The sequence below is a fragment of the Micromonospora sp. DT227 genome (assembly GCF_049841835.1).
Lineage (GTDB): Bacteria > Actinomycetota > Actinomycetes > Mycobacteriales > Micromonosporaceae > Micromonospora.
Window position 1 is genome coordinate 512882 of sequence record NZ_JBNCLA010000003.1, and the last position, 26635, is coordinate 539516.

Sequence of the window (26635 nt, forward strand, 5' to 3'; positions counted from 1 at the left end):
GCCGGTCGTCCCGACGGGTGTCAGCCGCCGGTGGCCACCGGCCGGATCACGGTGAGCACCGCACCCGCCGGATCGGCGAGGGCGCACACCCGGCCGGTCATGACGTCGCTCGCCGGCACCAGCACCCGGCCACCCGACCGGACGGCCCGCGCGGCGGTGTCGTCCGGATCGGTCACCGCCACGTAGACCATCCAGCCGGTCGGAAGCAGGTTCCGCAACGGCGGCGGCATCCGCAGCCGGCCGGCAACCGGGCCGGCCGGGCCGGCGAGCAGGGCGTAGGAGTCGTCCGGCGCGCCCGGCGGCACCGAAGCCCGCAGGCCCAGCGCGTCGGCGAGGAACCGGTCGGCCGGCCCCGGGTCCCCGGTCATGTACTCGTACCAACAGGGCTGGCCCACCCCGGAGGCCGCCGTCGGCGCGCCGGCCCGCAGGCGGAAGGCCGCGCCGAGCGGATCGCGCACCTCGTCGCCGGTGACCCGGGCTCCGGCCCGCTCGGCGGCCGCCCGGACGCCGGCCGGATCGGCCGCGCCGAAGACCGTCCACCACCGGGCCACGCCGTCGCCGCGGCGCAGCTCGGCGGCGACCACCCCACCGGCGTACGCGGTGCCGCCGTGCGCGGTGGTGGTGAACGTCCAGCCGAACAGGTCACCGTAGAAGTCACGCGCCGCATCGAGGTCGTCGGTGACGAGTTCGGCGCCGATGGGCGACGCCGGGGCGAGGGGTGGGGTCACGGGGTCCTCCGGGTGCGGTCGGTCGGTCGGTCGGTCAGGGCTCGGGCGGCCGGACGACGGTCGGCACGACGACGGTGTCCTGCCAGGCGTGGGCGGTCCGACGCAACAGCTCGTCCAGGGGCGCGGGACGGCCCAGATGGAAGCCCTGCCCGGCGTCGACGCCGAGCGAGCGCAGCGCCGGAACCAGGGGCGCGTGCTCGACCGACTCGGCGACGGTCCGCATGCCCAGGCCGTGCGCGGCGCGGACGACGGCGTCGATGAGGACCGGGTCCGCGCCGCCGCGGTCCGCCTGCCGGACGAAGTCGCCGGCGATCTTCACGGTGTCGAAGGGCAGGTGCTTGAGATAGGCGAACGATCCGAAGCCGGCGCCGAAGTCGTCGAGGCTCAGCCGGCAGCCCGCGTCGCGGAGCGCGTCGGCGAGGTGTCGGACCGCGGCCACGTTGGTGATCGCCGCGGTCTCGGTGACCTCCAGTCCCAGCCGGTCGGCCTCGATGCCGGCGGCACGCAGGGTCCGCACCACCCAGTCGCCGAACCCCGGTGACTCCAGCGAGCGGGCGGAGATGTTGATGTCCAGCCGCAGGCGGGCCCGGGTGGGACCGGGCGCGGCCAGTGCCGCCGTCGCCGTGGCCACCACCCAGCGGTCGAGGTCACCGATGAGGTCGTCACGTTCCACGGTGGGCAGGAACTGCGCGGGCGACAGGGCCGGCTGCACCCCGTCGCGTAGTCGGATGAGCAGCTCGTGGCTGATCACCCGGCCGGTCGACAGGTCGACGATCGGCTGCGCGTCCAGACTCATCCGGTTCTCGTCGAGCGCCCGGCGCACCCGGGTCGTCACGCTGACCCGGCGCACGGCGTGCCGGTACTGCTCGGGCAGGTAGAGCCGGGCCCGGTTGCGGCCGGCGTCCTTCGCCTCGTAGAGGGCCAGGTCGGCGTGCGCCAGGAGGGTGTCGCGGGTGTCGCCGGGCTGCCGGGCGGCGGCGCCGATGCTGAGGGTGACCCGCAGCCCGGCGCCGGCGGTCGGCACCGGGGCACGCACCACGGCGTCGCACATCGCCTCGGCGAACACCACGGCGCCCGCCGCGTCCGCCCCGGGCAGGACGACGGCGAACTCGTCCCCGCCGAGCCGGCCCAGCACGGTGCCGGGCGGCAGCTCGTACGCCAGCAGCCGGGCCAGCGCGCGCAGGACCTCGTCGCCCACCGCGTGCCCGTGCACGTCGTTGATGTCCTTGAAGTTGTCGATGTCGACGAGCAGCAACGCGCCGGTGCCCTGGTCGTCGGCGAGCAGCTCGTCGATGCGGGCCAGCAGGGCACGCCGGTTCGGCAGGTCGGTCAACGGGTCGCGCTCGGCGAGGCGGGTCAGCTCGTCCTGGACCCGGCGTATGTCGGTGATGTCGTGGGCGGTGCCGAGCACCCGCGTCGGCGCGCCGGCATCGTCGGTGAAGACCTCGCCATAGCACTCGAACACCCGCATCGTCACGCCGTCGGCGAGGAACATCCGGTGCGTGTACGAGAAGGGTTCGCCGGTGCGCAGCGCCGTGTCGAGCGTGCTCTCGATCATCGCCACGTCGTCGGGGTGCAGCATCCGGCGGTACGACCCGTAGTCGAGGGTGGTGCCGGGCGGCAGGCCGAACATCTGCAGCAGCACGTCGCTCCAGACGACCGCGTTGCCCCGCACGTCCCACTCCCAGGTGCCGACCTTGGCGAGCTGTTCGATGTGCGCCAGCCGCCACCGGTAGTTGCGTCCCCGCTCGCGCTCCTCGCGTTCGGCGCTGACGTCACGCACCTCGACCAGCCGTAGCCGCTGGCCCGCGTGCTCCATGCCGTGGCACCGCATCTGAAACCACCGCAGGGTGCCGTCGGCGGCGGGGACGGGGAGGTCGGTCATGCTCTCGCCGGGTGCCAGGCCGGCCAGCGGCAGCTCGTCCAGGCCCGGTCCCAGCCGGTGACCGGCCAGGTTGCGCCACAGTGGCCGGCCGTCGGAGGCGAGGACCACCAGGGCCGTGGTGATGGTGTCGGCTGCGATCACCGACAGAGCGCTCACTCGGGATCACCCACTTTCTGCACCGACCGGGAGCCCGGCACGCGACGAGCGACGGAAGGTCATCTTGCCGCGACGCGGAGTCTATCGACGCACCCGGCCGGTCCGCCCGGCGAGCACCCCCTCCGGTGTCCCGCGTCGGCGGTGTTCGCGGTGAGCGGAACGCGTGGCCGCGTAACTCCGTAATCGTGTAATCATGTAATCACGAGCAAAGGAGTCGTCATGTCCCCTCGCCACACCTCGCCCCACGCCCGATCGGAATCCGCCGCCGACGCCACCGGCTGGATCACCGGCGTGACCCCGGACGGATGGTTCTCCGAGCCACCGCAGGTCGTGATCGACCGCGACGAGATCACCATCTGGGGCCGCCTGCCCGAACCCCAGCTCGCCGCCGACGTCACCGACGCCGACCGCACCGCCGCCCAGGCCGGGCGGATCCTCCGGTTCCGGGAGGACACCCGCGACGACCGCATCCGGGTCGCCCGCCAGGTCGAGCACCGCTACCAGCGCAAGGTGAGCTGGGGGGTGCGCTGCGGAGCGACCGAGCAGTTGTTCTCGCACCTCGCCGCGCCGGTGATGACCCGGCTCCGCCAACCCGAGCGGCAGATCCTCGACACCCTGGTGGACGCCGGCGTCGCCCGGTCCCGCTCGGAGGCGCTGGCCTGGTGCGTCCGGCTCGTCGGTCGGCACACCGACGACTGGCTGACCCAGCTACGGCAGGCCATGACGACGGTCGACGACCTGCGCCGACAGGGCCCCGACGGCGTCTGACCGGCGCGGCCGGGCCGGCAGGCGCCGAGGCGAGCATGCACGCCTACGAGCAGCAGTTCGGCAAGACCTGTGGCGTCACCCACCGCGACGGCAACTGGCAGAGCGGCGGCGGGTACGGCGTGATCCTGGCCGACTACCAGATCACCGCCGACTGCGTCTGATCCACCGCGGGCCGGGCGGTCCACGGTCACCCCGGAATCCGCCCGGCACGGGCGGCGCCCGCGTCGTGGCGGGCGCCGCCGCGGGTTTTCAGCGGGCAGCGGGAGTGCGCGGTCCGTCGCCGGCCGGCTGCCGGCCACGGGTGGCCACGAGGCTCCAGCCGATCGAGACGGCGAGCGTGCCGACGATGACGCCGAGGGTCAGCGGGATGGGCAGCTTGCCGACCGGGGTCTCGGAGAGGATCAGCTTCACCCCGGCGAACGCGAGCAGGAACGCCAGGCCGTAGTGCAGGTGCACGAACCGGCGCAGCAGGCCGGCGAGGCAGAAGTAGAGGCTGCGCAGGCCGAGCACCGCGAAGGCGTTCGCGGTCCAGACGATGAACGTGCTGGTGGTGATCGCCAGGATCGCGGCGACGGAGTCGATCGCGAAGATCAGGTCGGTGGCCTCGACCGCGATGAGGACGACGAACAGCAGCGTCGCGACGCGCCGGCCGTCGACCCGGGCGAAGAACCGGTCGCCGTGGTAGCGGGCGTCGGTGGGGACGACCCGGCGGACGAGACGGACGACGAGGTTGCGGTCGGGGTTCATCTCGGCGTCGTGCCGGAACGCCATCTTCCAGCCGGTCCAGACGAGGAACAGGCCGAACACGTACGCGGTCCAGAAGAACGTCTCGAGCAGTTCGGCGCCGACGAAGATGAACACCAGCCGGAACAGCAGCGCGCCGATGACGCCCCAGAACAGCACCTTGTGCTGGAACGCGGCCGGCACGGCGAAGTAGGTGAAGACCAGGGCGAAGACGAAGACGTTGTCCACCGACAGCGCCTTCTCGATCAGGTACCCGGCGTAGTAGGCGCCGGCGGCCTCGTCGCCCTGCCACAGCCACAGCACCACGCCGAACGCCAGCCCGGCGGCGATCCAGACGGCCGACCAGGTCGCGGCCTCGCGGAAGCCGATGACGTGGTTGTCACGGTGCAGGAACAGATCGACCGCGAGCATCGCGGCGATCACCAGGCTCAGGGCCAACCAGGCCCACAGGGGTGCGGACACGGCGGGCGCTCCCTCCGACCGGGCCGGCGGGTCGCCGGCGAGCGGGTCGAAGGTCTCCCCTGGCCGCCCGACGGGTGCGGACGGCCCGCGTGGCCGGAGCCCGTGGGCGGGCTCGTCCTGACGGCCGACGCGTCCGGTGCGGGATGGGTACTCCCCCTCGAATTACGATCCATTATTCGGTAATCTGCGTTCGCATGTCAAGGGTCGGGACCGGCCCCGGCGACGCCTAGACTTGACGTCGAGGTGCATCGATGGACAGGGGCCCTGGGCGGCTGGCGTGGGACCGGCCCGACCCGAATCCGACGAACGGGCGCGACGAGCCCGGGAGACGTCCCCCGCTGTGGTGCGGGGTCCTGGGCCCGCTGCACGTACGGGTCGCCGGGACCGACGTGCTCGGGCCGGGCCCGCGACAGCGGGCGCTCGTGGCCGCGCTGGCGCTGCGGTACGCGGCCGGCGTGCCGCTGCCCGCGCTCTCGGCCCGGGTGTGGCCCGAGCGGCACGACGTGGACCCCGGCGCGATCCGCGTCCTCGTGCACCGGGTCCGGCAGCGGCTACGGACCGCCGGTCCCGACGCCGACGCCGGCCTGCGCCGCACCGCCGACGGCTACCGGTGGGACCTCGGCCCGGGGAGCAGCGATCTCGCCGACCTTCGCCAGCTCCGGGACCGGGCCAGTCGCGCCGAGGCGAGCGGGGACCTGGCCCGGGCCGTGGACCTGCTCGACCGCGCGTCGGCGCTGGTGCGCGGCGCGCCGTGCGAGGGGGTCTGGTCGGATCCGGACCGGTGGCCCGAACTCGTGGCGGTCGGCGAGGAGGTGCGGGGACTGCGGCGGATGTCGTTCGACGCGCGCCTGCGGCTCGGCGACCACCGGACGGTCCTGCCCGACCTGGCCGCCCTCGCCGCGCAGGAACCCACCGCCGAGTGGGTGCACGACCTGCACCTGCGCGCGCTGTCGCTCGCCGGCCGGTACGACGAGGCCGTCACCGCCCATCGGGCCTTCCGCCGGCGGCTGCGCGACGACCTCGGGGTGGAGCCGAGCACCGCGCTGGTGCGCACGTACCGCCGGATCCTCGACCACGACGAGCCGCCGGGAAGCTCGCCGCCGACGCGCGAGGTGATCCGGGCCGGCGCGGACGACCGGTCGCCGGGGCCGGGGAGCCGGGCCGCGCTGCGGGCGTTGACCGAGGCCGGCGCCTACATCGCCGACCGGGGCGACTACCGGCGGGCGGCGCACTGCCTCACCGCCACCCTGCGGCTCGGCGGGGACCCGGCCTCCCGCGCCGAGGCGTTGCTGCGGCTCGGCGAGGTCCGCTACCACCAGACCGGCGCGGGGCTCGACGAGCTGGCCCGCGCGGCGACGCTGTTCCGCCGGGAGAACCGGCGGCACCAGGCCGCCGAGGCGCTGTCCTGGCAGGCCCGGGTGCTCTGGCTCCGCCCCGGCGACGGCGACTCCGCCCTGCGGCGGGTGGCGGAGGCCGTCGACCTGATCGACGACCGCGCGCCCGATCCGGCCGGCGCGGCGGCCCTGGTCAACATCTGCGGGATCCTGGCGGTCAGCGACCGGGGCCGGCCGGCACGGCGAGCGGGACTGCTCGGGCTGGCCTGGGCCCGGCAGATGTCCCTGACGCCGCTGGACCTGCGGGCCCGCGCCAACCTGGCGCTCGTCGACCTGACCGCCGGGGACGCGGACGTGGTCGCCGAACTCGCCCACCTCACGCAGGCGTACCGGGACCGTCTCGGCTGGGTGCCGCCGACGCTCTGGGTCGCGCTGGCCGACGCCGAGGACCGGCGGGCGCGGCTCGGCCCGGCGGCCACCTACCGGGAGCTGGCCGTGGGGAGCATCCGCGGGCAGGAGGCGACCGCCGACGTGCCCTGGTTGGTCGCCGAACGGGTGCGGGAGGCGTTCCAGCGCGGCCGGTGGACCGCGGCGCGCGGCGCGGGCGTCCGCTACCTGCGCGGCGAGCACCGCCACCACCGGATGGCCTCCGAGGTGCACGTCGTCCTGTCGCGTCTGGCCCTGCACCAGGGCGACCTGCCGGCCGCCGACCGGCACTCCGGCGCGGCGGAACGCCTGGCGCGGCGCGACGGCGGGGCGACGCTGCTCGGCCCCGCGCTGGTACAGCGGCTCCGGGTGCGGATCGCCCTGGGCCGGCCGCGCGCCCGCATCACCGCGACGGCGGAGGAGTTGCTGGACCAGGTGCACGGCGCGGCGCTCACCAGCAGCTTCGGCGTCGACCTGCCGTTGGCGTTGCGCGAGGCGGGCCTCGACGGGCGCGCCCTCGCCCGGCACGCGCCCGTCGATTCCCCGTGGCGGCAGGCGGCGGAGGCGGTGCTGGCCGGCGACGTGGCACGCGCCCGGCGGACCTACCTCGCGGTGGGCAGCCGGGGCGACGCCCGACAGGTGACGGCGGCGGGCGGGTGACCACCCGCCCGCCGCCGTCGGGACGGTCACCGGTCAGTTCAGGCCGGCGAAGTCGAACGGGATCGAGTTGCCCCGGCTCACGCTCTGGCCACAGGTGCCGGCCGAGTTCCAGACCTGCGGCGAGTCGTAGCGCAGCATCTCGAAGTGCAGGTGCGTGCCGCCGATGCCGGGCGGCGAGACCCCGCCGGTGTAACCCATGTAGCCGATGCCGTCACCACGGTTGAAGTACTCCCCCACCCGCATCCGGGAGACGAACCCGTCGAGGTGGCCGTAGAGGGTGCTCCAGCCGCTGGTGTGCGTGATGATGACGAAGTTCCCGTAGCCGCCGGCGTCCCAGCCGATGTAGCTCACCGACCCGGCGTAGGCGGCCGAGATCACCGACCGGTAGTTGCCGGCGATGTCGTAGCCGTCGTGGTTGTCGTAGCCGGGGCACCGGTCGTCCACCTTGCCGGTGATCACCCCGGTCGCCGGCCACTTGACCGCACCGTAGGCCGCCAGGGCCGGTGCCGGCGCGGCGCCCGCACCGAGGCCGAGGCCGCCGGCCACCAGGGCGGCGATCATGAGTACGCGGAGAAATGTCCGTCGCATGGAGGAAGTCCTGTCGTAGACGGTGGGTTTCCGAAGCGCGCGCCGCTGGACCAGGACAGTAACGACAGGGCCGTTTCATCGCCGTTACACCGGCCGCGACCCGCGCCGACGCCGGCCCCCGGCGGCGAGGGACCCGACAGTCAGAAGGTGGAGGTGGAGGGCCGGGCAGCCGGCCGGTGGCGGGAGCACCAGGCCGTCGTCGACGGCCGGGCCGGAGCGGAGCAGTACCGGGCGGCCGCCCCCGCGTCGCCGGTCGGCTCAGTGCAGCCGGGTCTGCCAGTCGCTCGGCACCCGACCCTCGGGACCCGGGGCCGGCTGGTCGAGCGGATGCGCGTGCGGCTCGGCCAGCTCCGGCCCGCCCGCGTGGAACCGGTCGCGGGAGTAGTCCCAGAACCACGACTCGCCGGGCTCGAAGCTCCGCACGATCGGGTGGCCGGTGATGGCCGCGTGCACGGTCGCGTGCTGGCCGGGCGACGAGTCGCAGCAGCCGACGTGCCCGCAGGCCGCGCAGCGGCGCAGGTGGAACCACCACCCGCCGGTGGACTCGCACTCGACGCAGCCCGATCCGCTGGGCGGCACGGCCGGGTCGATCGCCACGGTCTCGGCCGGCGACGCCGGCTCGGGCTGGTCGTCCACGATTGGTCCTTCCGGTTGGTGACCGCGTGCGTGCTCCGCCTGCATCATGTCGCCTTCCGGCCGGCGGTGCATCCGCGCGTCGCCCGGTCCCGCCGTGGAGGTCGACCGTCAGGTGACCCGGATCGCCCCGGCCGGGCAGAGGTCGGCGGCGCGGCGCGCCCGCTCGGCGCACTCCGCCGGCGGCGCGGCGGCCAGCAGCAGCACCAGCCCGTCCGCGTCGTCCTGGGTGAACACCTCCGGCGCGGCGAGCACGCAGTTCCCCGAGCCGCAACAGGCGTCCCGGTCCACCTCCACCCGCACCGTCCGTTCCTCGCCGACGGGGCCGCCGGCGGCGGTCACCAGGTCACCGGCAGCGCGTCGAGACCGAAGACGATCGAGTTGTCCCGGGTGCTCAACTCCTCCGGGGCGGCCGTCACGCGCAGGTCGGGAAAGCGGCGGGCCAGCCCCGTCAGCGCGATGCGCAACTCGGCGCGGGCCAGCGGCTGCCCGATGCACTGGTGCACCCCGAACCCGAAGGCCACCTGCTGGTGCGCCTGCCGGTACGGGTCGAACCGGTCCGGGTCGTCGAAGACCTCGTCGTCCCGGTTGGCCAGGGCGATCAGGGCGATCACGCCCTCGCCGGCCCGGATCGCCCGGCCGCCGATCTCGACGTCCTCGGTGGCCACCCGGAGCACCCCGGCCCGCAGGACGCTCAGGTAACGCAGCAGCTCCTCCACCAGATCCGCCGTCCGGTCGGGCTCGTCGCGCAGGAGCGCGTACCGGCCGGGTTCCCGGGTCAGCAGCAGGACACTCAGCCCGATCATGTTGGCGGTGGTCTCGTGACCGGCGACGAGCAGCAGCATCGCCATCCCGGCCAGTTCGTCCGCGTCGAGTTCCCCCGGCTCGACCCGTTCCCGGATCAGCCGGCCGAGCAGATCGTCCGGCCCCTGGGGCCGGGCCCGCTTGGCGTCGATCAGCGCCCGGAGGTAGTCACGCAGCTCCCCGAAGTCGTGCCGGAGCCGTTCCGGCGGCATCCCTTGATCGAGCAGAGAGCGGCTGCGGGCCTGGAAGAAGTCGTGGTCGGCGTAGGGGACGCCGAGCAGGTGGCAGATCACCATGGACGGCAGGGACAGGGCGAAGGTCGACACCAGATCGGCCGGGGGCCCGGCGGCGGCCAGGGCGTCGAGCGACTCGTCGACGCTACGCCGGATCAGCGGCTCGATCCGACGGACATTCTTGATCATGAACTCGGCGGTGAGCATCCGGCGCAGCCGGGCGTGCTCGGTGCCGTCCATCCGGAAGAACATGCCCTTGCCCTCCTCGGCCTCCTGGGGCGGCAACGGGCGCAGCAACGGAAAGCCGGGGCGGTTGAAGTCGGCGCTGAAGGCGGGGTGCCGCAGCAGTTGGCGGACGTCGGCATGCCGGGTGACCAGCCAGGCCGCGGCCCCGGTGGGCAGGCGCACCCGTCTCACCGGGCCGGCGTAACGCTGGCGTTCCGCCTCGTCCAGCGGGGCGAACGGACCTCGGGTGGGGTTGACCGGCGGCCAGAGCGGCAGTTCCGCCTCCACGGCACCCATCACATGGACCACCTCCGATTGCAGCGTTGAGTAGTCACATCGGTGCGCCACGTTACCCATCGATGATGGTCGACACAATCCCCACGGTCGCGGCCCGGCGCGCGGTCAGCGTGCGCTCCGCACCGGGGCGTGGGCGTGGACGGCGGCGCCGGCGCCTGACCCGGCCCGGGGCAGCACGCTTGTCGCGGACGCTCGGACTACTCGGACTACTCGGTCGGCCGGCAGCCGGGTCCCGATCCGCTGCGACCTGCGCCACTGCCCGCGGGCGCCGGTCGCCGGCGTGACCGGTCAGGGCAGGTCAGGGCGTCCAGCGTACGCCCGGGTTCACCCGCCCGGACCAGTCGAAGACGGCCATGTTGTCCCACTGGTTGCCGGTGCCGTTGATGTCGGCCGGGTCCCAGCCGTTGCCGCGCACGGCATACCAGGTCGGCTCCCAGTAGAAGACCCCGATGGCGCCGGCGTTGCGCGCGGTGTTCTGCACCCAGTCGAACTCCTGGGCCTGCCCGGCCCAGGTCGCGGCGATGCCGTCACAGGTCGCGTCGCCGACGGCGTTCGGCTCGCCGTCCGCGTCGTCGCGGGTGAACGGGTACGCGGTCTCCACGATCACCACCGGCTTGCCGTAGCGACCGCGCAGGTCGACGATGTTCCGGTAGAGGTTCGCCAGCGTGCCGTGCCACATGCAGTAGTACGACAGGGCGGTGATGTCCCACTGCACGCCCTGGGCGCGGATGCCGTCGTAGAACCAGCGGGCGTTGGCGTTGCTGTCGGCGTCCGCGGTGTGGATCATCACCGGGATGTCGCCGCCGCACGCCTTGGTCGCCTGGTAGCCCTGCTTCAGCAGGCCGGCCAGCGGCGCGAAGTCGTTGTTGACGACCTTCCCCTCGTTCCACAGCATCCCGACGTTGATCTCGTTGCCGATCTGCACGCTGTCCGGCGGGGTGCCCTGCGCCCGGAGGCTGGCGCAGACGTCGTAGGTGAAGGCGTACACGTCGGTCCGCAGCTGGCTCAGGCTGTGGCCGGCCCAGGCGGCCGGCTTGTACTGCTTGCCGGGGTCGGCCCAGGTGTCGGAGTAGTGGAAGTCGATGAGCACCTTCAGGCCCTTCGCCCGCGCCGCGCTCGCCTGGGTCAGCACCCGGCTCTTGTTGTTGTAGCCGCTGGCCGGGTTGTTCCAGACGCGCAGCCGGACGTAGTTGACGCCGACGGACTTCAGGATGTCCAGGGGGTCGCGGGCGACACCGCCGGCGTCGTAGTACCTCGCGCCCAGGTCCAGGCTGCGCTGCAACGAGGAGACGTCGGCGCCCCGCATGGCGAGCGTGTTCGCCGCGGCGGCGGGCGCGGGCACGCCGCCGAGCGTGGTGGCGACGGCGAGGACGCCGGCCACGGCGACCGTGAGCAGGGCGCCGGGGCGGCGGCGGTGGGGTACGGCGGGACGGGCGCTCACGGGACCTCCTCTCACGAGCCGACGGCGCAGGGGGCGCCGTTCAGCGTGAAGCCGGTCGGCGGCGCGTCGCTGGCGCTCCACCGGCCCTGGATGCCGAAGGTCGCCGAGCCGTTCGGCGCGAGGACGCGGTTCCAGTCGACGTCGCGGGCGGTCACGGTGGCGCCGGTCTGCCCGACCGTGGCGTTCCACCCCGAGGTGACCTGCTGGTCGCCGGGGAAGCCGAAGGTGACCGTCCAGCCGGCGATCGGCGCCGCCCCGACGTTCTGGACCGTCACCGTGGCCACGAAGCCGCCCTGCCACTCGGACTGGTTCCGGTAGGTCACCCGGCAGGTCGAGGGCGGCGGCGTGGGTGCCGTGGGCAGGGTGACCGTGTTCGACGCGATCGACACGTTGCCCACCGCGTCCCGGGCCCGGACGTAGTACAGGTTGCGCAGCGGCGTCGACGCGGGCAGCGAGGCCGTGTACGTCGTACCCGGCACGGTGGCGACAAGCGTCGAGCTGAACCAGCCGTCGAACCGGTAGACGTTGTAGCCGAGCACGCCGACGTCGTCCGTCGACGGCGACCAGGACAGCGCGGCGGTCGACGCGGTCACCTCGCCGACGGTCAGGTTCTGCGGGGCGCTCGGCGGGGTGGTGTCCGGGCCGGTGTCCGTCACTGGGGTGACCACGGTCAGCGCGTCCGTCGAGATCGAGCGGTGTCCGAGGGTGTCGCGGGCAGCCACCCGGAAGGAGTACTGCTGGCCGGGCCGAAGGTAGTTGGTGATCGTGGTGGTGGTGACCACCCCGACGCTGGCGCTGTAGATGACGTCGTCGAACGCCTGGTAGTAGGTGATGTCGTAGCCGGCGACCGGGCAGCAGCCGGGCGTGGCAGCCGTCCAGGTGAGGGTGACCGATCCGGTCCGGACCTCGCCGGCGGCCAGGTTCGTGGGCGCGCTCGGCGGGAAGGGCGTGGTGCTCGGCGTGCTGGGCGCCGTGGTCGGCGCCGCCGGCCCGGTCGACTCCGCGGCGGGCACCCGGGCCGCGCCGGGCGCCGGGGCGACGCCGGCGTACGCGGCGGGCGCCACGGTGCCCGCGTCAGCCGTCGGGGCGGCGATCAGTGCGGCGCCGAGCACCGCCGTCGACAGCACGACGGCAATCGGCAGACCCGGTCGTGGGCGGCGGAACAGCGAGGACGAGCGGACGCCTGTCATACCTCGACGATGCCGTCATTCATCGATGATCGCCAACGTGTCTCACACCTCGGTCGATCTTGACGGTCCAGCCGCGTCGCCATAGAGTTGAACATGTTCAACTCTTGTCGGGTGAGGAGGAACCGTGAGGGTCGTCATCCCTGGCGGCACCGGGCAGGTCGGCACGATCCTGGATCGGGCGCTGACCGCCGAGGGCCACGACGTCGTGCTGCTGACCCGCTCGCCGCGGGGCCCGCGCCAGGTCCGGTGGGACGGCGCCACGCTCGGCGACTGGGCCGAGCGGATCGACGGCAGCGACGTGGTCGTCAACCTGGCGGGGCGCAGTGTGAGCTGCCGGTACACCGCCGCGAACCTCGACGCCATGATGAGGTCCCGGGTGGAGTCCACCCGGGTGGTCGGCGAGGCCATCGGCCGGGCGGCCCGACCGCCCCGGGTGTGGTTGCAGATGAGCACCGCGACGATCTACGCGCACCGCTTCGACGCCGCCAACGACGAACACGCCGGCCTGATCGGCGGCGACGAACCCGGCGTGCCCGGATACTGGGCGTACAGCGTCCAGATCGCGCGGAACTGGGAGGCGGCGCAGGAACAGGCGGCCACCCCGCACACGCGCAGGGTCGCACTCCGGTCGGCCATGGTGATGAGCCCCGACCGGGGTGGCGTGTTCGACGTGCTGAGCCGGCTGGCACGGCTCGGCCTCGGCGGGCCGGTCGCCGGCGGCCGGCAGTACGTCTCCTGGATCCACGACCGGGACCTCGTCCGCGCCGTCCGCTTCCTGATCGCCCGCGACGACCTCGCCGGGGCGGTGAACCTGGCCGCGCCGCACCCGTTGCCGCAGCGGGAGTTCATGCGCGCGCTCCGGTCGGCCTGGCGGATGCCGGTCGGCCTGCCCGCCACCGGATGGATGGCGGAGCTCGGCGCGTTCGCGCTCCGGTCGGACACCGAACTGCTGCTGAAGAGCCGGCGGGTCACCCCGGGACGACTCACCGACGCCGGGTTCACGTTCACCCACCCCCACTGGCCGGCCGCCGCCGGGGAGCTGGCACGACGGCGTCGCCGGGGGCAGGGCGAGGCGACGGCCGACGGCACCGGCCGTTCCCCGGCAGGTTGACTCCTGCCGGACGTCCTGCCTGTCTCCCCACATCGGACGTTGCTTGACTCGGCGTCATGACACACATTCGGAAAGCGATCGCCCGCACGGTGGTCGCCGGAGCGGTGATCGGCGCGACGGCGCTCACCGGACCCCTCGCCGGACACGCGGCGTCCGACCGGCCGGAGTCGGCCGGGACCCCCAGGACAATCCTCGACGTCATCCCGGCCCGGACCGTGGACCGGATGGTCGCCCAGGCCCCGCTCGTCGACGCCGCCAACGTCATCCGCACCGCGGTGGAGCGCACGCCGGCCCGCGGCTACGCCGGCATCGGCCTGGTCGACGACCACGTCACCCTGTGGTGGAAGGGCGCGCCACCCGCCGACGTCACGGCAGCCGTCACCGCCGCCCGCCGCACCGCGCCGGTCCAGGTGGCCGACGCCACCTGGTCCCGCGCCGACCTGCGCAAGGCCGCCGCCCGACTCACCCCGGTGGTGGAGGCCGGCCCGGCGGGCGCCGGCCGCTCGGTGCGACTGCGCACCGACGGCAGCGGCATCGAGATCGCCGTCGACCGCACCCCGGGCGCCGCGCTGCCGAAGCTGCCGGCCACCGGCGTCCGGACCAGCGTGGTCGCCCGCGACCGGATGGTGCCCCGGTCGCGGGCCAACGACGCCGCGCCGTTCGACGGCGGCGCGGGCATCGGGTTCACCACCCCCGGGTGCACCGCCGGCTTCGGCGTGCGCAACGCGGACACCAACGCCGGCTACGTCCTCACCGCCGAGCACTGCGGCGCCGTCGGCTCGCCCTGGCACGTCGGCTGGAACACGTCCACCGGCACCGGCACGCTCGTCGGCTACGCGGTCGACAGCAACGACGACCACGACACGATGATCATTTCGACGTCCGCCCCGGGGGACCACATCTACGTCGGCGGCCAGCACGACGAGGTCCGGGCCCGGGTGGCCGGCTGGACCGAGGTCTTCCCCGGCCAACTGCTGTGCCAGTCCGGGTACACCTCCGCCGGCGAACTCGGCGGCCCGGTCTGCAACCTGCGGGTCGAATTCCACTACGACGACATCGAGGACCTCGTCGAGGCCACCCAGCTCGACGGCGACGAGGCCGCCCGGGGCGGCGACAGCGGCGGTCCGGTCTACGCCGTCAACGCCGACGGCACCGTGCTCGCCGCCGGCACCACCACCCGGTCGGCGGGCCCGGGCTTCGGCTTCCAGGACTTCGCCACCGCCCGCGACGACTACGGCAACCTCGTGCCGGCGACGGCGAGCCCCAGCACCTGCCGGGTCTCCTTCGTCGTCACCAACTCGTGGAGCACCGGATACGCCGCCAGCGTCACCGTCTACAACGACGGCCCGGCCGTGAACGGCTGGTCGCTGGGCTGGACCTTCCCCGGCGGCCAGGTCGTCCAAGGCCACTGGAACGGCGTCTTCCAGCAGACCGGCCCGGCGGTGACCGTCACCAACGAGGGGCACAACGCCGCCATCCCGACCGGGGGCGCCGTGAACGTCGGCTTCACCGCCGACGGCTCCCCCGCCGTGCCGGCGCCGTTCACGCTCAACGGCACCACCTGCAACTGACCTCGTCCACCGACCCGGGCCCCGCCGCACCGTCGGCGGGGCCCGGCCGTCGTGCCGGCCCGGCCCGGTCCGCTCAGGCCGGCCGGTTCCGCCGCACCAGGCCCTGCACCAGTTCCCGGCGCAGCGTGGCGCGCAGCGTCCGCACCTCGGGGGCGTCCAGTTCGCCGCACCTGTCGAGCGCCCGCCGACGCAGCCCGCCGGCGTCGTCGCCCAGGTCCGGGTTCGCGTCGGCCAGGACCGCGAGCGCGTGCAGCGTCTGCGCCTCCCACCACGGGCAGGACAGCGCGGCGTACAGGGCCAACGCCGCCCGCAGCGCGTCGGCCGCCGCCTTCGCCCCGCCCAACGCCTGAAGCGCGAGCCCGTACCGGTGCACGGCGTTGGCCTCGCTGAACGTCGCGCCGCACCGCTGGAACACCCGGCGGGCACGGTCGTACTGGTCGGCGGCGTCCCGCCACCGACCCATCCCGGCCAGGTCCGCCCCCAGGCTCATCATCGCGCCGGCCCGGGCCACCGCCGCGCCGGTACGGCTGAGACCGTTGCCCCGGCCGTAGAACGCCAGCACCTCGCGGTGCACCCCGGCCGCCTCGGCGAACCGGCCGAGCGCGGCCAGCGCGGCGCCCTGCACGCTCGCCGCGCTGTACTCGCCGAGCGCGTACCCGATCTCGCGGAACAGGCCGACGGCCCGGTGGCTGTGGTCGATGGCCGGCCCGCCGTGCCCGGTCCGGACCTGGATCGCCGCGATGTAGGTGAGCGCCCACGCCTCCTCGCGGCGGTCCCCGATCCGCCGGGCCAGGTCCAGCGCCCGGCCGAAGGCGACCAGCCCGTCGCTGTTGCGGTCCCGGCAGAAGTACCGGGCCCACCCCAGGAAGTTCAGGAGCACGGCCTCGTCGTGCGGACTGCCGGCGGCCTGGGCCGCGGCCAGGCCCAGCGAGAAGATCTCGTCCCAGGAGTGCCGGTGGCTGTTGGCGTCGGAATACCAGTGCAACGCCCGGGCGACCGCGACCACGTCGGCGTGCCGTCCGCGCCGGGACGCGTCGCGCAGCGCCGCCAGCCAGTTGCCGGACTCCCGGTCCAGCCAGTACGCCGCCTCCCGGTCGTCGTCGAACTCCGAGTCGGCCCGGCGGGCGACCGGTTCGAACATCGCACCGGCCTGCCGGGTACGCCACAGCAGCCAGTCGACCATCCGGTCGTGCGCCCTGGTCCGGGAGCCCCGGTGCTCCTCGGCGTCGAGGCGCTCGGAGGCGTAGAGCCGAACCAGGTCGTGGAACTGGTAGCGGTCCCCCACGGTCAGGAGCACCCCGGCCTCGACCAGCTCCTCCAACGCCGCCGACGCGGTCTCCTCGTCGGCGCCGGCCACGGCGGCGACCAGCGCGGCGGCGAAGTCGGCGCCGGGAATCAGCGAGGCACGTCGGAACACCCGTGCGGTCATCGGGTCCAGTTGCCGGTAGGAGACCTCGAACGCGGACCGGACGTCCAGGTCACCGGCGGTCAGCACGGTCAGTCGCCGACGCTGGTCGTGGAGCAGGTCGACGAGCCGGCCGACCGTCCACTCCGGTCGGCTGGCGAGGCGGTTGCCGGCGATCCGGAGGGCCAGCGGCAGCCGGCCGCAGAGCTTGACGAGTTGATCCGCGGCGGCCGGCTCGGCGGCGATCCGGTCGGCGCCGACGATCGCCGTGAGCAGCAGTCGACCGGCCGCCGGCGAAAGCAGGTCGAGCGGCTGCCGGACCGCGCCGGCCAGACCGGTCAGCGGACGCCGGCAGGTGACCAGCACGAGACACCGGTGCCCGGCCGGCAGCAGCGGACGCACCTGGGCCTCGTCCGCGGCGTCGTCCAGGACCAGCAGCAGCGGCCGGTCCCGCGAAAGGGTGCGGAACAGGCCACCCCGTTCGGCCGGTGACACCGGTACCCGGCTGTCCGGCACCCCGAGCGACCGCAGCAACCCGGCCAGCGCCTCGGCCGGGTCGACCGGCCCGGCCGGTGGGCCGCCCCGCAGGTCGACGAAGAGCTGCCCGCCGGCGAAGGCCGGACCGAGTCGTTGTCCGGCCGCGACGGCGAGGCTGGTCTTGCCGATCCCCGGCGGGCCGTGCACCACCACCACCGAGGCGGTGTCCGGCCGCCCGGCGACGACGTCGGCGGCCAGCGTCGCGAGTCGGTCCAGGATCTCCGCGCGGCCGGCCAGGTCCGGCAGGGGCGCCGGAAGTTCCCCGGGCACGGCCACCGCCGGGTGGTCCTCCGGCCCGACCGGACGGTCGGACGACTGCCGCTCGGCCCGGGCCAGGGCGACGAAGCGGTCGCGATCCGCCCCGGCCAGCCGCAGCGCGTCGGCGAGCAGCACCACCGTGCGCCGTTGCGGGTTGCGGACCCGACCGCGTTCCATCTCGCGGATGCCGCGGACGCTGGAGCCGGCCGCCTCGGCCAGCTCCTCCTGGGTCAGCCCGCGCTCCCGACGGAACGCCCTGAGCACCGCCCCGAACCGGTCACGCTGCACCTGACTTGTCGGCATGCTCCCCCCACCACCCGACGCCCCACAGTGACGTAACGCGGATCGATGATCCCACGGTGGTGACCCTCCGCAGGGCATTGTGGACGGAGTGTGATCATTGCCATGTCGGACAGCGCACCACCCGTAACGCGTCCTAGGAAACTGGTTCACCTGCTGGCCGATCGACCGCAGAGCGTCGGTCGGCGGGTCGTCGTAGGCTCGGCGGAACGCCACCGCTGCGGGGCGTGATCGCCGTCCGTGCCGTTCGGACAAGGGAGATCCGGATGCACCTGCCCCTCGACGCACCACTGTCGAGCGTGCCGAAGACCGCCGTCCTCTGGGGTGTCTCCTTCGACGGCACGCCGATGTCCGGAGTCGTGGTCGAGTTCGTCAAGCTCGCCGACGTGTTCCGCCAACGCGGCCACCGCGTGCTGCTGGACATCGGGTACGACATCAAGGAGGACAAGAACCGCTTCTTCGATCCCTACACCGACGAGGCCCGATTCCTGCCGTCCTGGATCGAGCTGACCCGGGTGGACGGGCTCGCCGACGTCGCCGGCTACGACCCGGCGTTCGTCCGCGACACGCTGCACGCGGTACGCCACGGCGAGCCCCTGCCGTCCCGGACCGACGCGGTCAGCGACGCGATCGCCGACCGGATCGTCGCCACCTGGCGTCGCCACTCGGTGACGGCCGTCGTGGTGGAGAACGGCACGCTGCCGGAGAACGTCGCGTACACCCGGGCGCTGTACCGCGCCATCGAACGGTACGGCCGGGAGACGGGCCTGGGCACCTACGTGCTGTGGCGTGACCACGACCTGATGTGGACCAGTGAGCCGGCCAGCGGGAAGTACGGCGTGCCGCCCTACCCGCACGCGGTGCGCCCGGTCGACTCGCCGCACATCCGCTACCTCGCCCTGCACGAGCAGGCCCGCCGACGCACCCTGGACTGGTCCCCCGGCCTGCGGGACATCCGCGTGCTGCACAACTCGTTCCGGTTCGAGCCGGCGGAGCCGGACCCGGTCGACCGCCGGTTCCGGGCGCACCACGGGATCCCCGACGACGCGGCAGTGATCGCGCGCTTCACCCGGCTGGTGCCGCAGAAGCGGATCGACCGCGACATCGACCTGCTCGCCCGGCTGATCCGGTGGTTCGCCGACCGAGGGGTCGACCGGCCGGTCCACCTGTTCGTCGCCGGCGACCCCACCGAACACCCGGCCACGGCCGCGGCCCTGCGGGCGTACGCCGCACACCGGCAGGTCGCCCACCGGGTGGTCTTCGGTGGCCGGCTGGCGCCCCGGGACGTGCCCCCCGGCCCGGAACGCGGCCACACGGTGGCGGACCTCCTCGCGCAGGCCGACCTGACGTCGTTCCTGACCTCGTACGACTACGAGAGCTACGGGAACCCGATCGGTGAGTCGATCGCCTCCGGGGTGCCCTACCTGACCACCCGCTACGAGATGTACGACGCCGTGTACGGCAGCAAGGGGCTGCACGCGCCGGTGCTCGACGTGTCCCCCACCGATGAGGCGCCGATCACCGACGCCTTCGTCGCCGAGGTCGCCGAGCTGCTCACCAATCCGGTCCTGCACCGCCGGGTGGCGGCGTTCAACCACGCCCGCGGCAAGCGCTACTTCGCCGCCAACCGGGCCGCGGAGCTGGTGGACGAGTTGCTCGGCGCCGCGCCGGCGCCCGTCCCGCGGCCCGGGCCGGCGGCCCCCGAGGTGTACGGCCGGGCCGGGCGGGCCGCCGTGCCCGCCCTGACGGCGGAAACCCGGATGACGGTCGTCCTGCCGGTGCTCAACGAGGCGACCAACCTCGCCGCGGTGCTCGGGTCGCTGGCCGGCCAGCGCGGGCCCGACGGCCCCCTCGACCGGGCGCTGTTCGACGTGCTGCTTATCGACAACAACTCGACCGACGACACCGTGGCCCGGGCCCGCCGACTGGCCGCCGCCCACCCGGGGTTGCGCGTGCACGTCATCGGGGAGTCCGCGCAGGGCGTGTCGTGCGCCCGGAAGGCCGGCATGGACCTCGCCGCCGAGCGGGCCCGCCGGCGCGACGCGGCCGACACCGGCCTGCCCCCGTTCTACCTCGTCTCGGCGGACGCCGACTGCCGCGTCGACAGGCACTGGTTGTCGGCGCTGCTGACGGCGATGGACGGCGGCAAGGCCGCGATCGGGGTCTGCGACTACCACTACGACCGGGAACACTTCGCCGACCGGCCGTTGCTCTGGGACGCGATCGACCGGACGCTGCGGTGCCGGGCGGTGACGTTCGGCCTGTTCGGCGGCTTCCCCGACGGCAAGGGATTCGCGGTGGAGCGGCAGGCCTACGAGCGGGTGGGCGGCATCGAGCTGTCCTACCAGGTCAAGGACGGCCGGTTCGTCAACCACCTCTCCGACGACTGGGACTTCGGCATCCTGGTCCGGGCCAGCGGTGACGACATCACGTACGTGCCCCGGTCCCGGGTGGAGATCAACCCGCGCCGGGTCGACCACGCGATCGACGAGGTGATCGCCGGGCGGGCGTACGGCGCCGGCGGCATCATCACCATGCGCGACATCCGCCCGGACGCCGCCCACTCCCCGGCCGTCGACCTCACCGAGGACGAGGCGGTCCAGGCCTGGGAGTTCTCGATCAAGGACTTCGTGCCGAAGAACATGATCCTTCCGGTGCTGCTGACCCCGGCCCTGCTCGACGAACGCGCGGTGATCGAGTTCTTCACGCCCGCGCTGGCGGACCGGCTGGCGCGACGCATCGCCGAGATCAGGGCCGAGAGTCGGCTGATCGACTTCGTCCCCATCCACTCCTACAAGTCCCCCAGCTTCCGGCTCTACTTCGAGTTCGCGGCGGAGTTGTTCGCCCGGCTCCGCGCCACGGTCGGGCCGGACATCGGATATCCGCCACCGCTGCCGGACTGCCTCCAGGAGATCCGGGAGGAGGGCGATCCCGGGCGGTTCCGCGACTTCGTCCGCCACTACTGCGAGGACCGCGAATCCGGCGCGGCACACGACTACTTCGGCAACGGAGGGGTGTTCTGATGAGCGACGCCTACGAGGACGCGCTGGCCTCGCTGTCCCACCTCGACCCCGACCATCCGCGGCCCGCCGTCGTGGACGTGCTCGCCGCACCGGAGAACCGCCGGCTGCTCGAGTACGTCGCCCTCGACCCGTTCGGGTCGCACGTCTTCCCCGGCGACATCCCGGACGCCCCCGTGGACTCCTTCCTCGACGACCTGAACGCGCAACTGGCGAACACCCGGTCCATCCACCTGTGGTCCTACATCCCGACCTGCAGCTACCGGTGCCGGTTCTGCCAGTACCCGGTGGTGCTGGTGAAGGGCGACCCGACGGTCACCCGGGCGAAGGTGGACCGGTGGGTCGACCTCAACATCCGGGAGGCCCAGCTCTGGCTCGACCGGGTGCCGAACCTCCGCGACGCGCCGATCGGCGAGTTCAACGTCTTCGGCGGCACCCCGTCCCTGATGTCGCTCGACGCGGTGGCCCGGCTGCTCGACTTCTACCGCGCCAACTTCGCCTTCGCCCCGGACACCGCCATCCGGTTCGAGGGCGACCCGACCACCTTCACCGAGCCGCTGTTGGAGTTCCTGCTGGAGCAGGGCTGCCGCAAGCTGTCCTGCGGGGTGCAGTCGTTCGACGACCCGGTGCTGCGGCTGTCCGGGCGGGAGCACGAGGCCGTCGAGTGCCGGGCCTTCCTGGCGAACACCCGCCGGCTCGGCTTCGACTGGGTGACCGTCGACCTGATGTACGGACTGCTCGACCAGACCGTCGACAGCGTGCGGCGTGACCTCGACACCGTTCGGGAGTACGAGGTGCCCGGCCTGGTCTGCACCAAGCTGCACCTGCGCTCGTACGCCGACACCCGCACCGGTGTCGCCGGTGACCGGCCCGCCGCCTGGCAGTTCACCGGCTACCGGGACCGGCTCGCCGCCGCCGGCCACCACTGGCCCACGCTCGGCGAGCAGTACCAGATGCGCGACGTGCTGGCCGGTGGGTTGACCGCGGCGGGCTACCGGGAGCACCCGACCATGTACTTCCACCGGGCCGGGCACGCCCCGGAGTTGTGGAAGGCCATCATGGTGGACCAGGACCGGCAGGACGCCGAGGTCGCCATCGGCCTGGGCGGCAGCTCCAGTTGCCGGCGCTCGGAGGCGATGACCGAGGTCAACGAGCGGCGTTACGTCGAGGCGGTGGAGGCCGGCGTGCTGCCGCTGGCCTCGGCCACCCGGTTCGGGCCACTGGCCACCGAGTCCCGCTCGATCAAGATGGCCCTGTCGACGCTGCAACCGCTGCGGGACGGCCTGCACCGGGAACGGTTCGAGGGCCGGTCGCTGTTCGACGAGCCGTGGGGCAGCGCCTTCGCCGCCCTGGAGCGCCGCGGCCTGCTCACCACGGAACGCGACGCCGGCTCCGTCACGCTGACGTCCACCGGCGAGGTCCTGGTGGAAGCCATCATGCACACCGAGTTCGGGTAACGCCTCACTGATCCGCGCCTCGACGGCGGAGCCCGACGTGCGACTGGACCAGGTACGTCACCCCGGCCAGGAGGGAGAGCACGCCGGAGAGGACGACGGCCCCCCGGTAGCGGCCGGCGGACATCAGGGTCCCGTAGGCGAGGGAGGCCGCGGCGCTGCCGGCGAAGATGCCCATCCGCTGGACCCCGTTGACGAACGCGCGGGTGCCCTGCGCGGCCCGGCTGTTGGCGAGGTTGTCGAGGACCGGCATCTGGGCGTAGTGCGCCCCCTGGCGCAGCAGGTACCAGAGCACGAAGAAGCCGGCCGTGCCGGCGGTGGCGCTCAGGATCTGCAGGAACAGGGCCGCGATCATGGCGAAGCCGGCCACCCGGAGGGCGCCGCCGCGCTTCATCAGCGGGAACAGGACGAAGATGCCCAGGACGCTGGCCAGGCGGTCCGCGACCAGGAGCCAGCCCAGCGACTCGGTGGCCAGGTGCAGGTAGTTGACGGCCACCAGGTTGATGAAGCGGATGGCGAGGACACCGGCGCCGCCGACGAGGACGGCGAGGACGAACAGGCCGGCGAGGTGACCGGCGTTGGCGCGCAGCGCCGGCAGCACCGGGGGGCGGGGCTCGCCGGGCACGACGGCCGGCCCGGCGTCGCGGCGCCACATCGCGATGCGGGCCACGCCGATCAGCACCGCCAGGACGGCGGAACACAGCAGGTCGAAGCGGTACCAGCCGGCGGTCTCCGCGCCGACGCGGGCGAGCAGCACGCCGGCCACGTTGCCGACCGCGGAGGCGGTCAGGAAGGCGACGAAGCCGGTGCGGAACAGCGCGAAGCGTTCCTGCTCGTCGTGGATGGCCGAGGCGAGCACGGCGTTGACGCTGACCAGCATCAGGGCCGAGCAGACGCTGTTGAGACCGAACAGCAGCAGGTGGGCGGAGAGGCTGTCGACGAACGGGATCGCCAGCATCGTGCCGGCGAAACCGAAGCTGCTGAGCAGCATCATCGGTTCCAGACCGAGCCGGTCGGTGAAGGCGCTCAGCGGCAGCACGATCACCGCCATCACGGTGAAGCCGACCGAGAAGACCTGCCCCGCGCCGGCCGGTGGGATGCCCACCTGCCCCAGGAACAGGGCGTAGTACATGTCGAACAGACTGGTCGCCAGGCCGAAGAAGACCTGGCTGAGCACGAAGCCGGTGCGGACCCGCCGCAGGTGGTGCTCGCGGCGGGTCACGGAACCGGTGTCCGGAAGCAGAGTCACCGAGCAGAGTCTCCCGTCAGCGGGGTGCGCGCCGGGTGCGACGCGCCGAGCTCTCGCCCGGCCTTGGACACCAGGATGCCGTCGAGGTAGAGGTGGTCGAGTTCGGTGCGGACGAAGGTGCAGAGCGCGTGCAGCGGTGTCTCGACGATCGGCTCCCCGGCGTCGTTGTACGACGTGTTCAGCACGATCGGCACCCCGGTCAGCTCGTGGAAGGCGGAGATCACCGCGTGGTAGGCCGGATTGTCGTCCGCCGAGACCGTCTGCAGGCGGGCGGTGCCGTCGACGTGCGTGATGCTGGGGACGCTCTCCCGGCGGGCCGCGAGGACCTGCGGGACGAGCAGCATGAAGTTGCTGTCACCGGTGAAGTCGAACCACTCCCCCGCGTGCTCGGCGAGCGCGGACGGGGCGTACGGGCGGAACGGCTCCCGGTGCTTGACCACGTTGTTCAGGTAGTCGCGCATCGCGGGGTGCCGGGGGTCCGCCAGCATGCTGCGGTTGCCCAGCGCGCGCGGGCCGATCTCGGAACCGCCGTTGAACCACCCCACGACCCGGTGCGCGGCGAGCAGCTCGGCGACGTCCCGGGGGCCGGCCTCCCGCGGGGTCAGCTCGACCCCGGTGTGGTCGGCGACCCGGCGCACCGCGTCCAGCACCTCGTCCCGGGAGTACGCCCGGCCGAACGACGCCGTCCGCATCACCGAGGGACGCCGGTTGCCGAGCAGCTCGACGCTGCCGTAGAGGGCCGCGCCGATCGCGACCCCCGAGTCGCCGGCCGCCGGCGGGATGAAGAGGTCACGGAACGGCGACTCGGTGCGTACCCGCTCGTTGGCGACCGAGTTGAGCATGACGCCACCGGCCATGCAGAGGTTGTCCGAGCCGGTCAGCTCGTGCGCCACGCCGGCGAGGTGCAGCATCGCCCGCTCCAGCTCGGCCTGCACGTGGTGGGCGACGTCCTCCGCGAACGGCGACTGCCAGCGCAGCGGGTCGGCCGGGTCGTAGTCGGCGCCGTCCTCGGCGAGCAGCCGTTGCCAGATGTCCTCGAGATCCTTCTGGGCGGAGCGGATGTCGAACCCGTCCAACGTCAGCCACTGCCCCCAGTCGGGACGCGGCCGACCGTAGGGCGCCAGCCCCATGGTCTTCCCCGCCTCGGGATAGCCGCCGCAGCCGAACACCCCGAAGTCGGGGGTGCCGTACCGGGTGACGAAGCCCAGCCGGGCGGTGAAGAAGTCGTAGAACAGGCCGAGGCTCAGGTCGGAGTAGTCGGCCGGGTAGCGGCAGGCGGTCACCGGCGCCAACCGGTCGCCGTCGCCCCGGAAGAGGGTGTGCTTCTCGATGGTGCCGTCCGGGAACCGGGCGCCGGCCTGGTCCACGACGAGCACGGCCGCCTCGTCGTACCCGGACGGGTGGTAGGCGACGGCGGCGTGGGCGCGGTGGTGGCCGGGCAGCGGCAGCGCGCGGACCTTGCTCTTGTCCTTGATGGGCAGCTCGCGCAGGATGCGGTGGACGGCGCCGTCGCCGAGGGGTCGGTTGCCGACCACGAGGTCCACGTCGTCGATCCCGGCGCCGACCGCGTCGAGGCAGTAGGCGATCGCCTTCATCGGCAGGGTCTTGGTGATGCGTTCGAAGTGGCCCTGCACGAGGAAGCCCTCGGAGTGCTTGATGCGGTCCAGGCGCTCCTCCTCGACGGCGACGGCGATCTCGCCGTCGCGAACCAGGCAGGCGGAGCGGTCGTGGCTGAGGTTCAGACCGAGCACGAGAGACATCGGACTCCATTTCCTAAGTCGGAGCGGTGCGGGCTGGTCAGGGCGTCGTGCGGCAGCGGTCCATCGCCTCGGCGAGGCCGTCGAGGATGCGGACCGCGTCGTCGCGCAGCGTCAGCGGGTCGGTGGTCCGCAGGAAGAGCAGGCCGGCATAGCCCAGCACGCCGGTGTTCGGGTGGTAGCGGGGCATCGGGCTGCCCGGCTCCTGGGACTGGCCGCGCACCAGCTCGACGCTGGTGGCGGGCGACACGAGCGACGACCAGTCGACCCGGTCGGGGTCGAACGGCGGCAGGACGGGCCAGGGCTTGCCCGCCGAGTCGGACGCGATGACCGAGAGGGACGCGGCGGCGCAGGTGGCGTCCGAGGGCAGGAGCAGCCGCCCCGGCAGCTCGGGCCGGTCGCCGAGCGCGGCGGCGTGCTGGAGGGCGACGAGGTCGACGCCGTAGACCTCGAGCAGCTCCCGGGTGACCGCCGCACCGCCGGCGCGGGCCGCCGACTCCAGCAACCGCACCGTGCCGTCGGCCATCAGTTTGAACTCGGTGTGGGTGGCGCAGGTGTCCAGGTCCAGCGCGTCGACGGCGCGGCGGGCGACGTCCGCGATGCGCTGTTGCAGCTCCGGCGCCAGCACGCACGGCGCCTGGTTGCTCAGCTCCACGTACACCGGGATCGTGGGCAGCCGCGCGGTGATCGCCAGGGGGTGGTAGGTGCCGCCGGTCACCAGCCCTTCGACGCTGAGGTAGTCGCCGAAGCCCGGTTCGGTGTACCAGCCGTCGGTGCTCGACTCGATGACCTCCTCGGCCAGGAACCGGGGTCCGCTGGAGCTGCCGTGCTCGTACATGCCCGATCTCCTCGCGGCGTCGACGGCCGCCGCGAGTTCCCGCCACACCGGTTCGACGTCGTCGCCCGGCTGGATCGTGGCCTGCCCGATCGAGCCGGCGCCCAGCACCGACTTGACGATCACCGGGCCGGCCAGCTCGGCGCAGGCCGCGGTCAGGTCGTCGAGCGAGTCGACCGGGCGGAACGCCGGGTTCGGCACCCCGGCCGCCGCCCAGGCGCGACGCATGAGCAGCTTGTTGCGGGAGGTCGCCGCGCCCGGACCGGGCCCGGGCAGGCCGAGCCGCCGGCAGGCCGCCGCGGTGGGCACCACGCAGTACTCGGAGAAGGTGAGCACGGCGTCGGCGCGGACGGCCGTGGCGTGCGCGACGATCTCGTCGGCCAGCGGGGCGTCCGGCCGGGCGTGGTGGAGCCGGCGGCACAGCCGGAACAGGAGTTCGCGTTGCCAGGGCTGGGGCTCGCCGACCAGCAGCACGTCGACGATGGCCCGACTGGTCAGCCTGGGCAGCAGGTACTCCAGCGCCGGGCCGCCCTTGCCGTACACCAGCAGGGTCACTGGTTGCAT

The 26635-nt window shown here is 73.5% G+C and carries 20 protein-coding genes; 7 read left to right on the plus strand and 13 right to left on the minus strand.

Features of this window, described 5'->3' with window-relative positions; translation table 11 throughout:
- Window positions 1–20 precede the first annotated feature (20 nt).
- Entirely contained in the window at window positions 21–728 is a 708-nt protein-coding gene (locus tag ACLQ2W_RS14565; RefSeq protein WP_425786860.1) for a VOC family protein, read from the minus strand.
- Window positions 729–762: 34 nt separating this feature from the next.
- Entirely contained in the window at window positions 763–2769 is a 2007-nt protein-coding gene (locus ACLQ2W_RS14570; RefSeq protein WP_425786861.1) for a putative bifunctional diguanylate cyclase/phosphodiesterase, read from the minus strand.
- Window positions 2770–2988: 219 nt separating this feature from the next.
- Between ACLQ2W_RS14570 and ACLQ2W_RS14575 the strand changes: the two genes are divergently transcribed.
- Window positions 2989–3537 carry a hypothetical protein gene (locus tag ACLQ2W_RS14575; protein ID WP_425786862.1) on the plus strand — a complete coding sequence of 183 codons (549 nt, stop codon included), beginning with the start codon at window positions 2989–2991 and terminating at the stop codon, window positions 3535–3537.
- 35 nt (window positions 3538–3572) lie between these two features.
- Window positions 3573–3698 (plus strand): hypothetical protein, encoded by a 126-nt coding sequence (locus ACLQ2W_RS14580; protein WP_425786863.1) that lies wholly within the window; start codon window positions 3573–3575, stop codon window positions 3696–3698.
- A gap of 88 nt (window positions 3699–3786) precedes the next feature.
- Here the strand turns inward: ACLQ2W_RS14580 and ACLQ2W_RS14585 are convergent, their stop codons facing one another.
- Window positions 3787–4692 carry a TerC family protein gene (locus tag ACLQ2W_RS14585; protein WP_405094257.1) on the minus strand — a complete coding sequence of 302 codons (906 nt, stop codon included), beginning with the start codon at window positions 4690–4692 and terminating at the stop codon, window positions 3787–3789.
- Between the two features lie 302 nt (window positions 4693–4994).
- Here ACLQ2W_RS14585 and ACLQ2W_RS14590 point away from each other — a divergent pair, with 302 nt between their 5' ends.
- The gene (locus ACLQ2W_RS14590; protein ID WP_425786864.1) at window positions 4995–7163 is read left to right on the plus strand and encodes a BTAD domain-containing putative transcriptional regulator; all 2169 of its coding nucleotides are present in this window, start codon (window positions 4995–4997) and stop codon (window positions 7161–7163) included.
- A 33-nt stretch (window positions 7164–7196) separates the two neighbouring features.
- Here ACLQ2W_RS14590 and ACLQ2W_RS14595 read toward each other — a convergent pair whose 3' ends face one another.
- The 6 genes from ACLQ2W_RS14595 to ACLQ2W_RS14620 form a co-directional block, all read right to left on the minus strand.
- Window positions 7197–7751 (minus strand): murein hydrolase activator EnvC family protein, encoded by a 555-nt coding sequence (locus tag ACLQ2W_RS14595; RefSeq protein WP_425786866.1) that lies wholly within the window; start codon window positions 7749–7751, stop codon window positions 7197–7199.
- Window positions 7752–8009: 258 nt separating this feature from the next.
- A complete protein-coding gene (locus tag ACLQ2W_RS14600; protein ID WP_425786867.1) occupies window positions 8010–8387 on the minus strand; it encodes a UBP-type zinc finger domain-containing protein in 378 nt (125 codons plus the stop codon).
- A 108-nt stretch (window positions 8388–8495) separates the two neighbouring features.
- Window positions 8496–8726, minus strand: coding sequence for a ferredoxin (locus tag ACLQ2W_RS14605; RefSeq protein ID WP_425786868.1), 231 nt, complete (start codon window positions 8724–8726; stop codon window positions 8496–8498).
- Window positions 8723–9943, minus strand: a complete 1221-nt coding sequence (locus ACLQ2W_RS14610; protein WP_425786869.1) for a cytochrome P450 — start codon at window positions 9941–9943, stop codon at window positions 8723–8725. Before ACLQ2W_RS14610 ends, ACLQ2W_RS14605 begins: the two co-directional genes overlap by 4 nt.
- Before the next feature lie 298 nt (window positions 9944–10241).
- On the minus strand, window positions 10242–11384 hold the full coding sequence (locus ACLQ2W_RS14615) for a glycoside hydrolase family 53 protein (protein ID WP_425786870.1): 1143 nt from the start codon (window positions 11382–11384) through the stop codon (window positions 10242–10244).
- Between the two features lie 11 nt (window positions 11385–11395).
- On the minus strand, window positions 11396–12574 hold the full coding sequence (locus ACLQ2W_RS14620; RefSeq protein WP_425786871.1) for a cellulose binding domain-containing protein: 1179 nt from the start codon (window positions 12572–12574) through the stop codon (window positions 11396–11398).
- Window positions 12575–12698: 124 nt separating this feature from the next.
- Here ACLQ2W_RS14620 and ACLQ2W_RS14625 point away from each other — a divergent pair, with 124 nt between their 5' ends.
- Complete coding sequence (locus ACLQ2W_RS14625; RefSeq protein WP_425786872.1) at window positions 12699–13685, plus strand: TIGR01777 family oxidoreductase; 987 nt, start codon at window positions 12699–12701, stop codon at window positions 13683–13685.
- 56 nt (window positions 13686–13741) lie between these two features.
- On the plus strand, window positions 13742–15256 hold the full coding sequence (locus tag ACLQ2W_RS14630) for a cellulose binding domain-containing protein (protein ID WP_425786873.1): 1515 nt from the start codon (window positions 13742–13744) through the stop codon (window positions 15254–15256).
- 73 nt (window positions 15257–15329) lie between these two features.
- On the opposite strand, the gene ACLQ2W_RS14635 is transcribed toward ACLQ2W_RS14630, so the two are convergent.
- On the minus strand, window positions 15330–17759 hold the full coding sequence (locus ACLQ2W_RS14635; protein WP_425786874.1) for an ATP-binding protein: 2430 nt from the start codon (window positions 17757–17759) through the stop codon (window positions 15330–15332).
- Window positions 17760–18022: 263 nt separating this feature from the next.
- Between ACLQ2W_RS14635 and ACLQ2W_RS14640 the strand changes: the two genes are divergently transcribed.
- The gene (locus ACLQ2W_RS14640) at window positions 18023–20779 is read left to right on the plus strand and encodes a glycosyltransferase (protein ID WP_425786875.1); all 2757 of its coding nucleotides are present in this window, start codon (window positions 18023–18025) and stop codon (window positions 20777–20779) included.
- Entirely contained in the window at window positions 20779–22233 is a 1455-nt protein-coding gene (locus tag ACLQ2W_RS14645) for a radical SAM protein (protein WP_425786876.1), read from the plus strand. Before ACLQ2W_RS14640 ends, ACLQ2W_RS14645 begins: the two co-directional genes overlap by 1 nt.
- Before the next feature lie 4 nt (window positions 22234–22237).
- Here ACLQ2W_RS14645 and ACLQ2W_RS14650 read toward each other — a convergent pair whose 3' ends face one another.
- The 3 genes from ACLQ2W_RS14650 to ACLQ2W_RS14660 are packed head-to-tail and all read right to left on the minus strand — an operon-like array spanning window position 22238 to window position 26635.
- Complete coding sequence (locus ACLQ2W_RS14650; RefSeq protein ID WP_425786877.1) at window positions 22238–23479, minus strand: MFS transporter; 1242 nt, start codon at window positions 23477–23479, stop codon at window positions 22238–22240.
- Window positions 23476–25239: a carbamoyltransferase family protein gene (locus tag ACLQ2W_RS14655; RefSeq protein ID WP_425786878.1), complete on the minus strand. Its 1764-nt coding sequence runs from the start codon at window positions 25237–25239 to the stop codon at window positions 23476–23478. The genes ACLQ2W_RS14650 and ACLQ2W_RS14655 overlap by 4 nt, the downstream gene beginning before the upstream one ends.
- 37 nt (window positions 25240–25276) lie before the next feature.
- Window positions 25277–26635 carry an ATP-grasp domain-containing protein gene (locus tag ACLQ2W_RS14660; protein WP_405090019.1) on the minus strand — a complete coding sequence of 453 codons (1359 nt, stop codon included), beginning with the start codon at window positions 26633–26635 and terminating at the stop codon, window positions 25277–25279.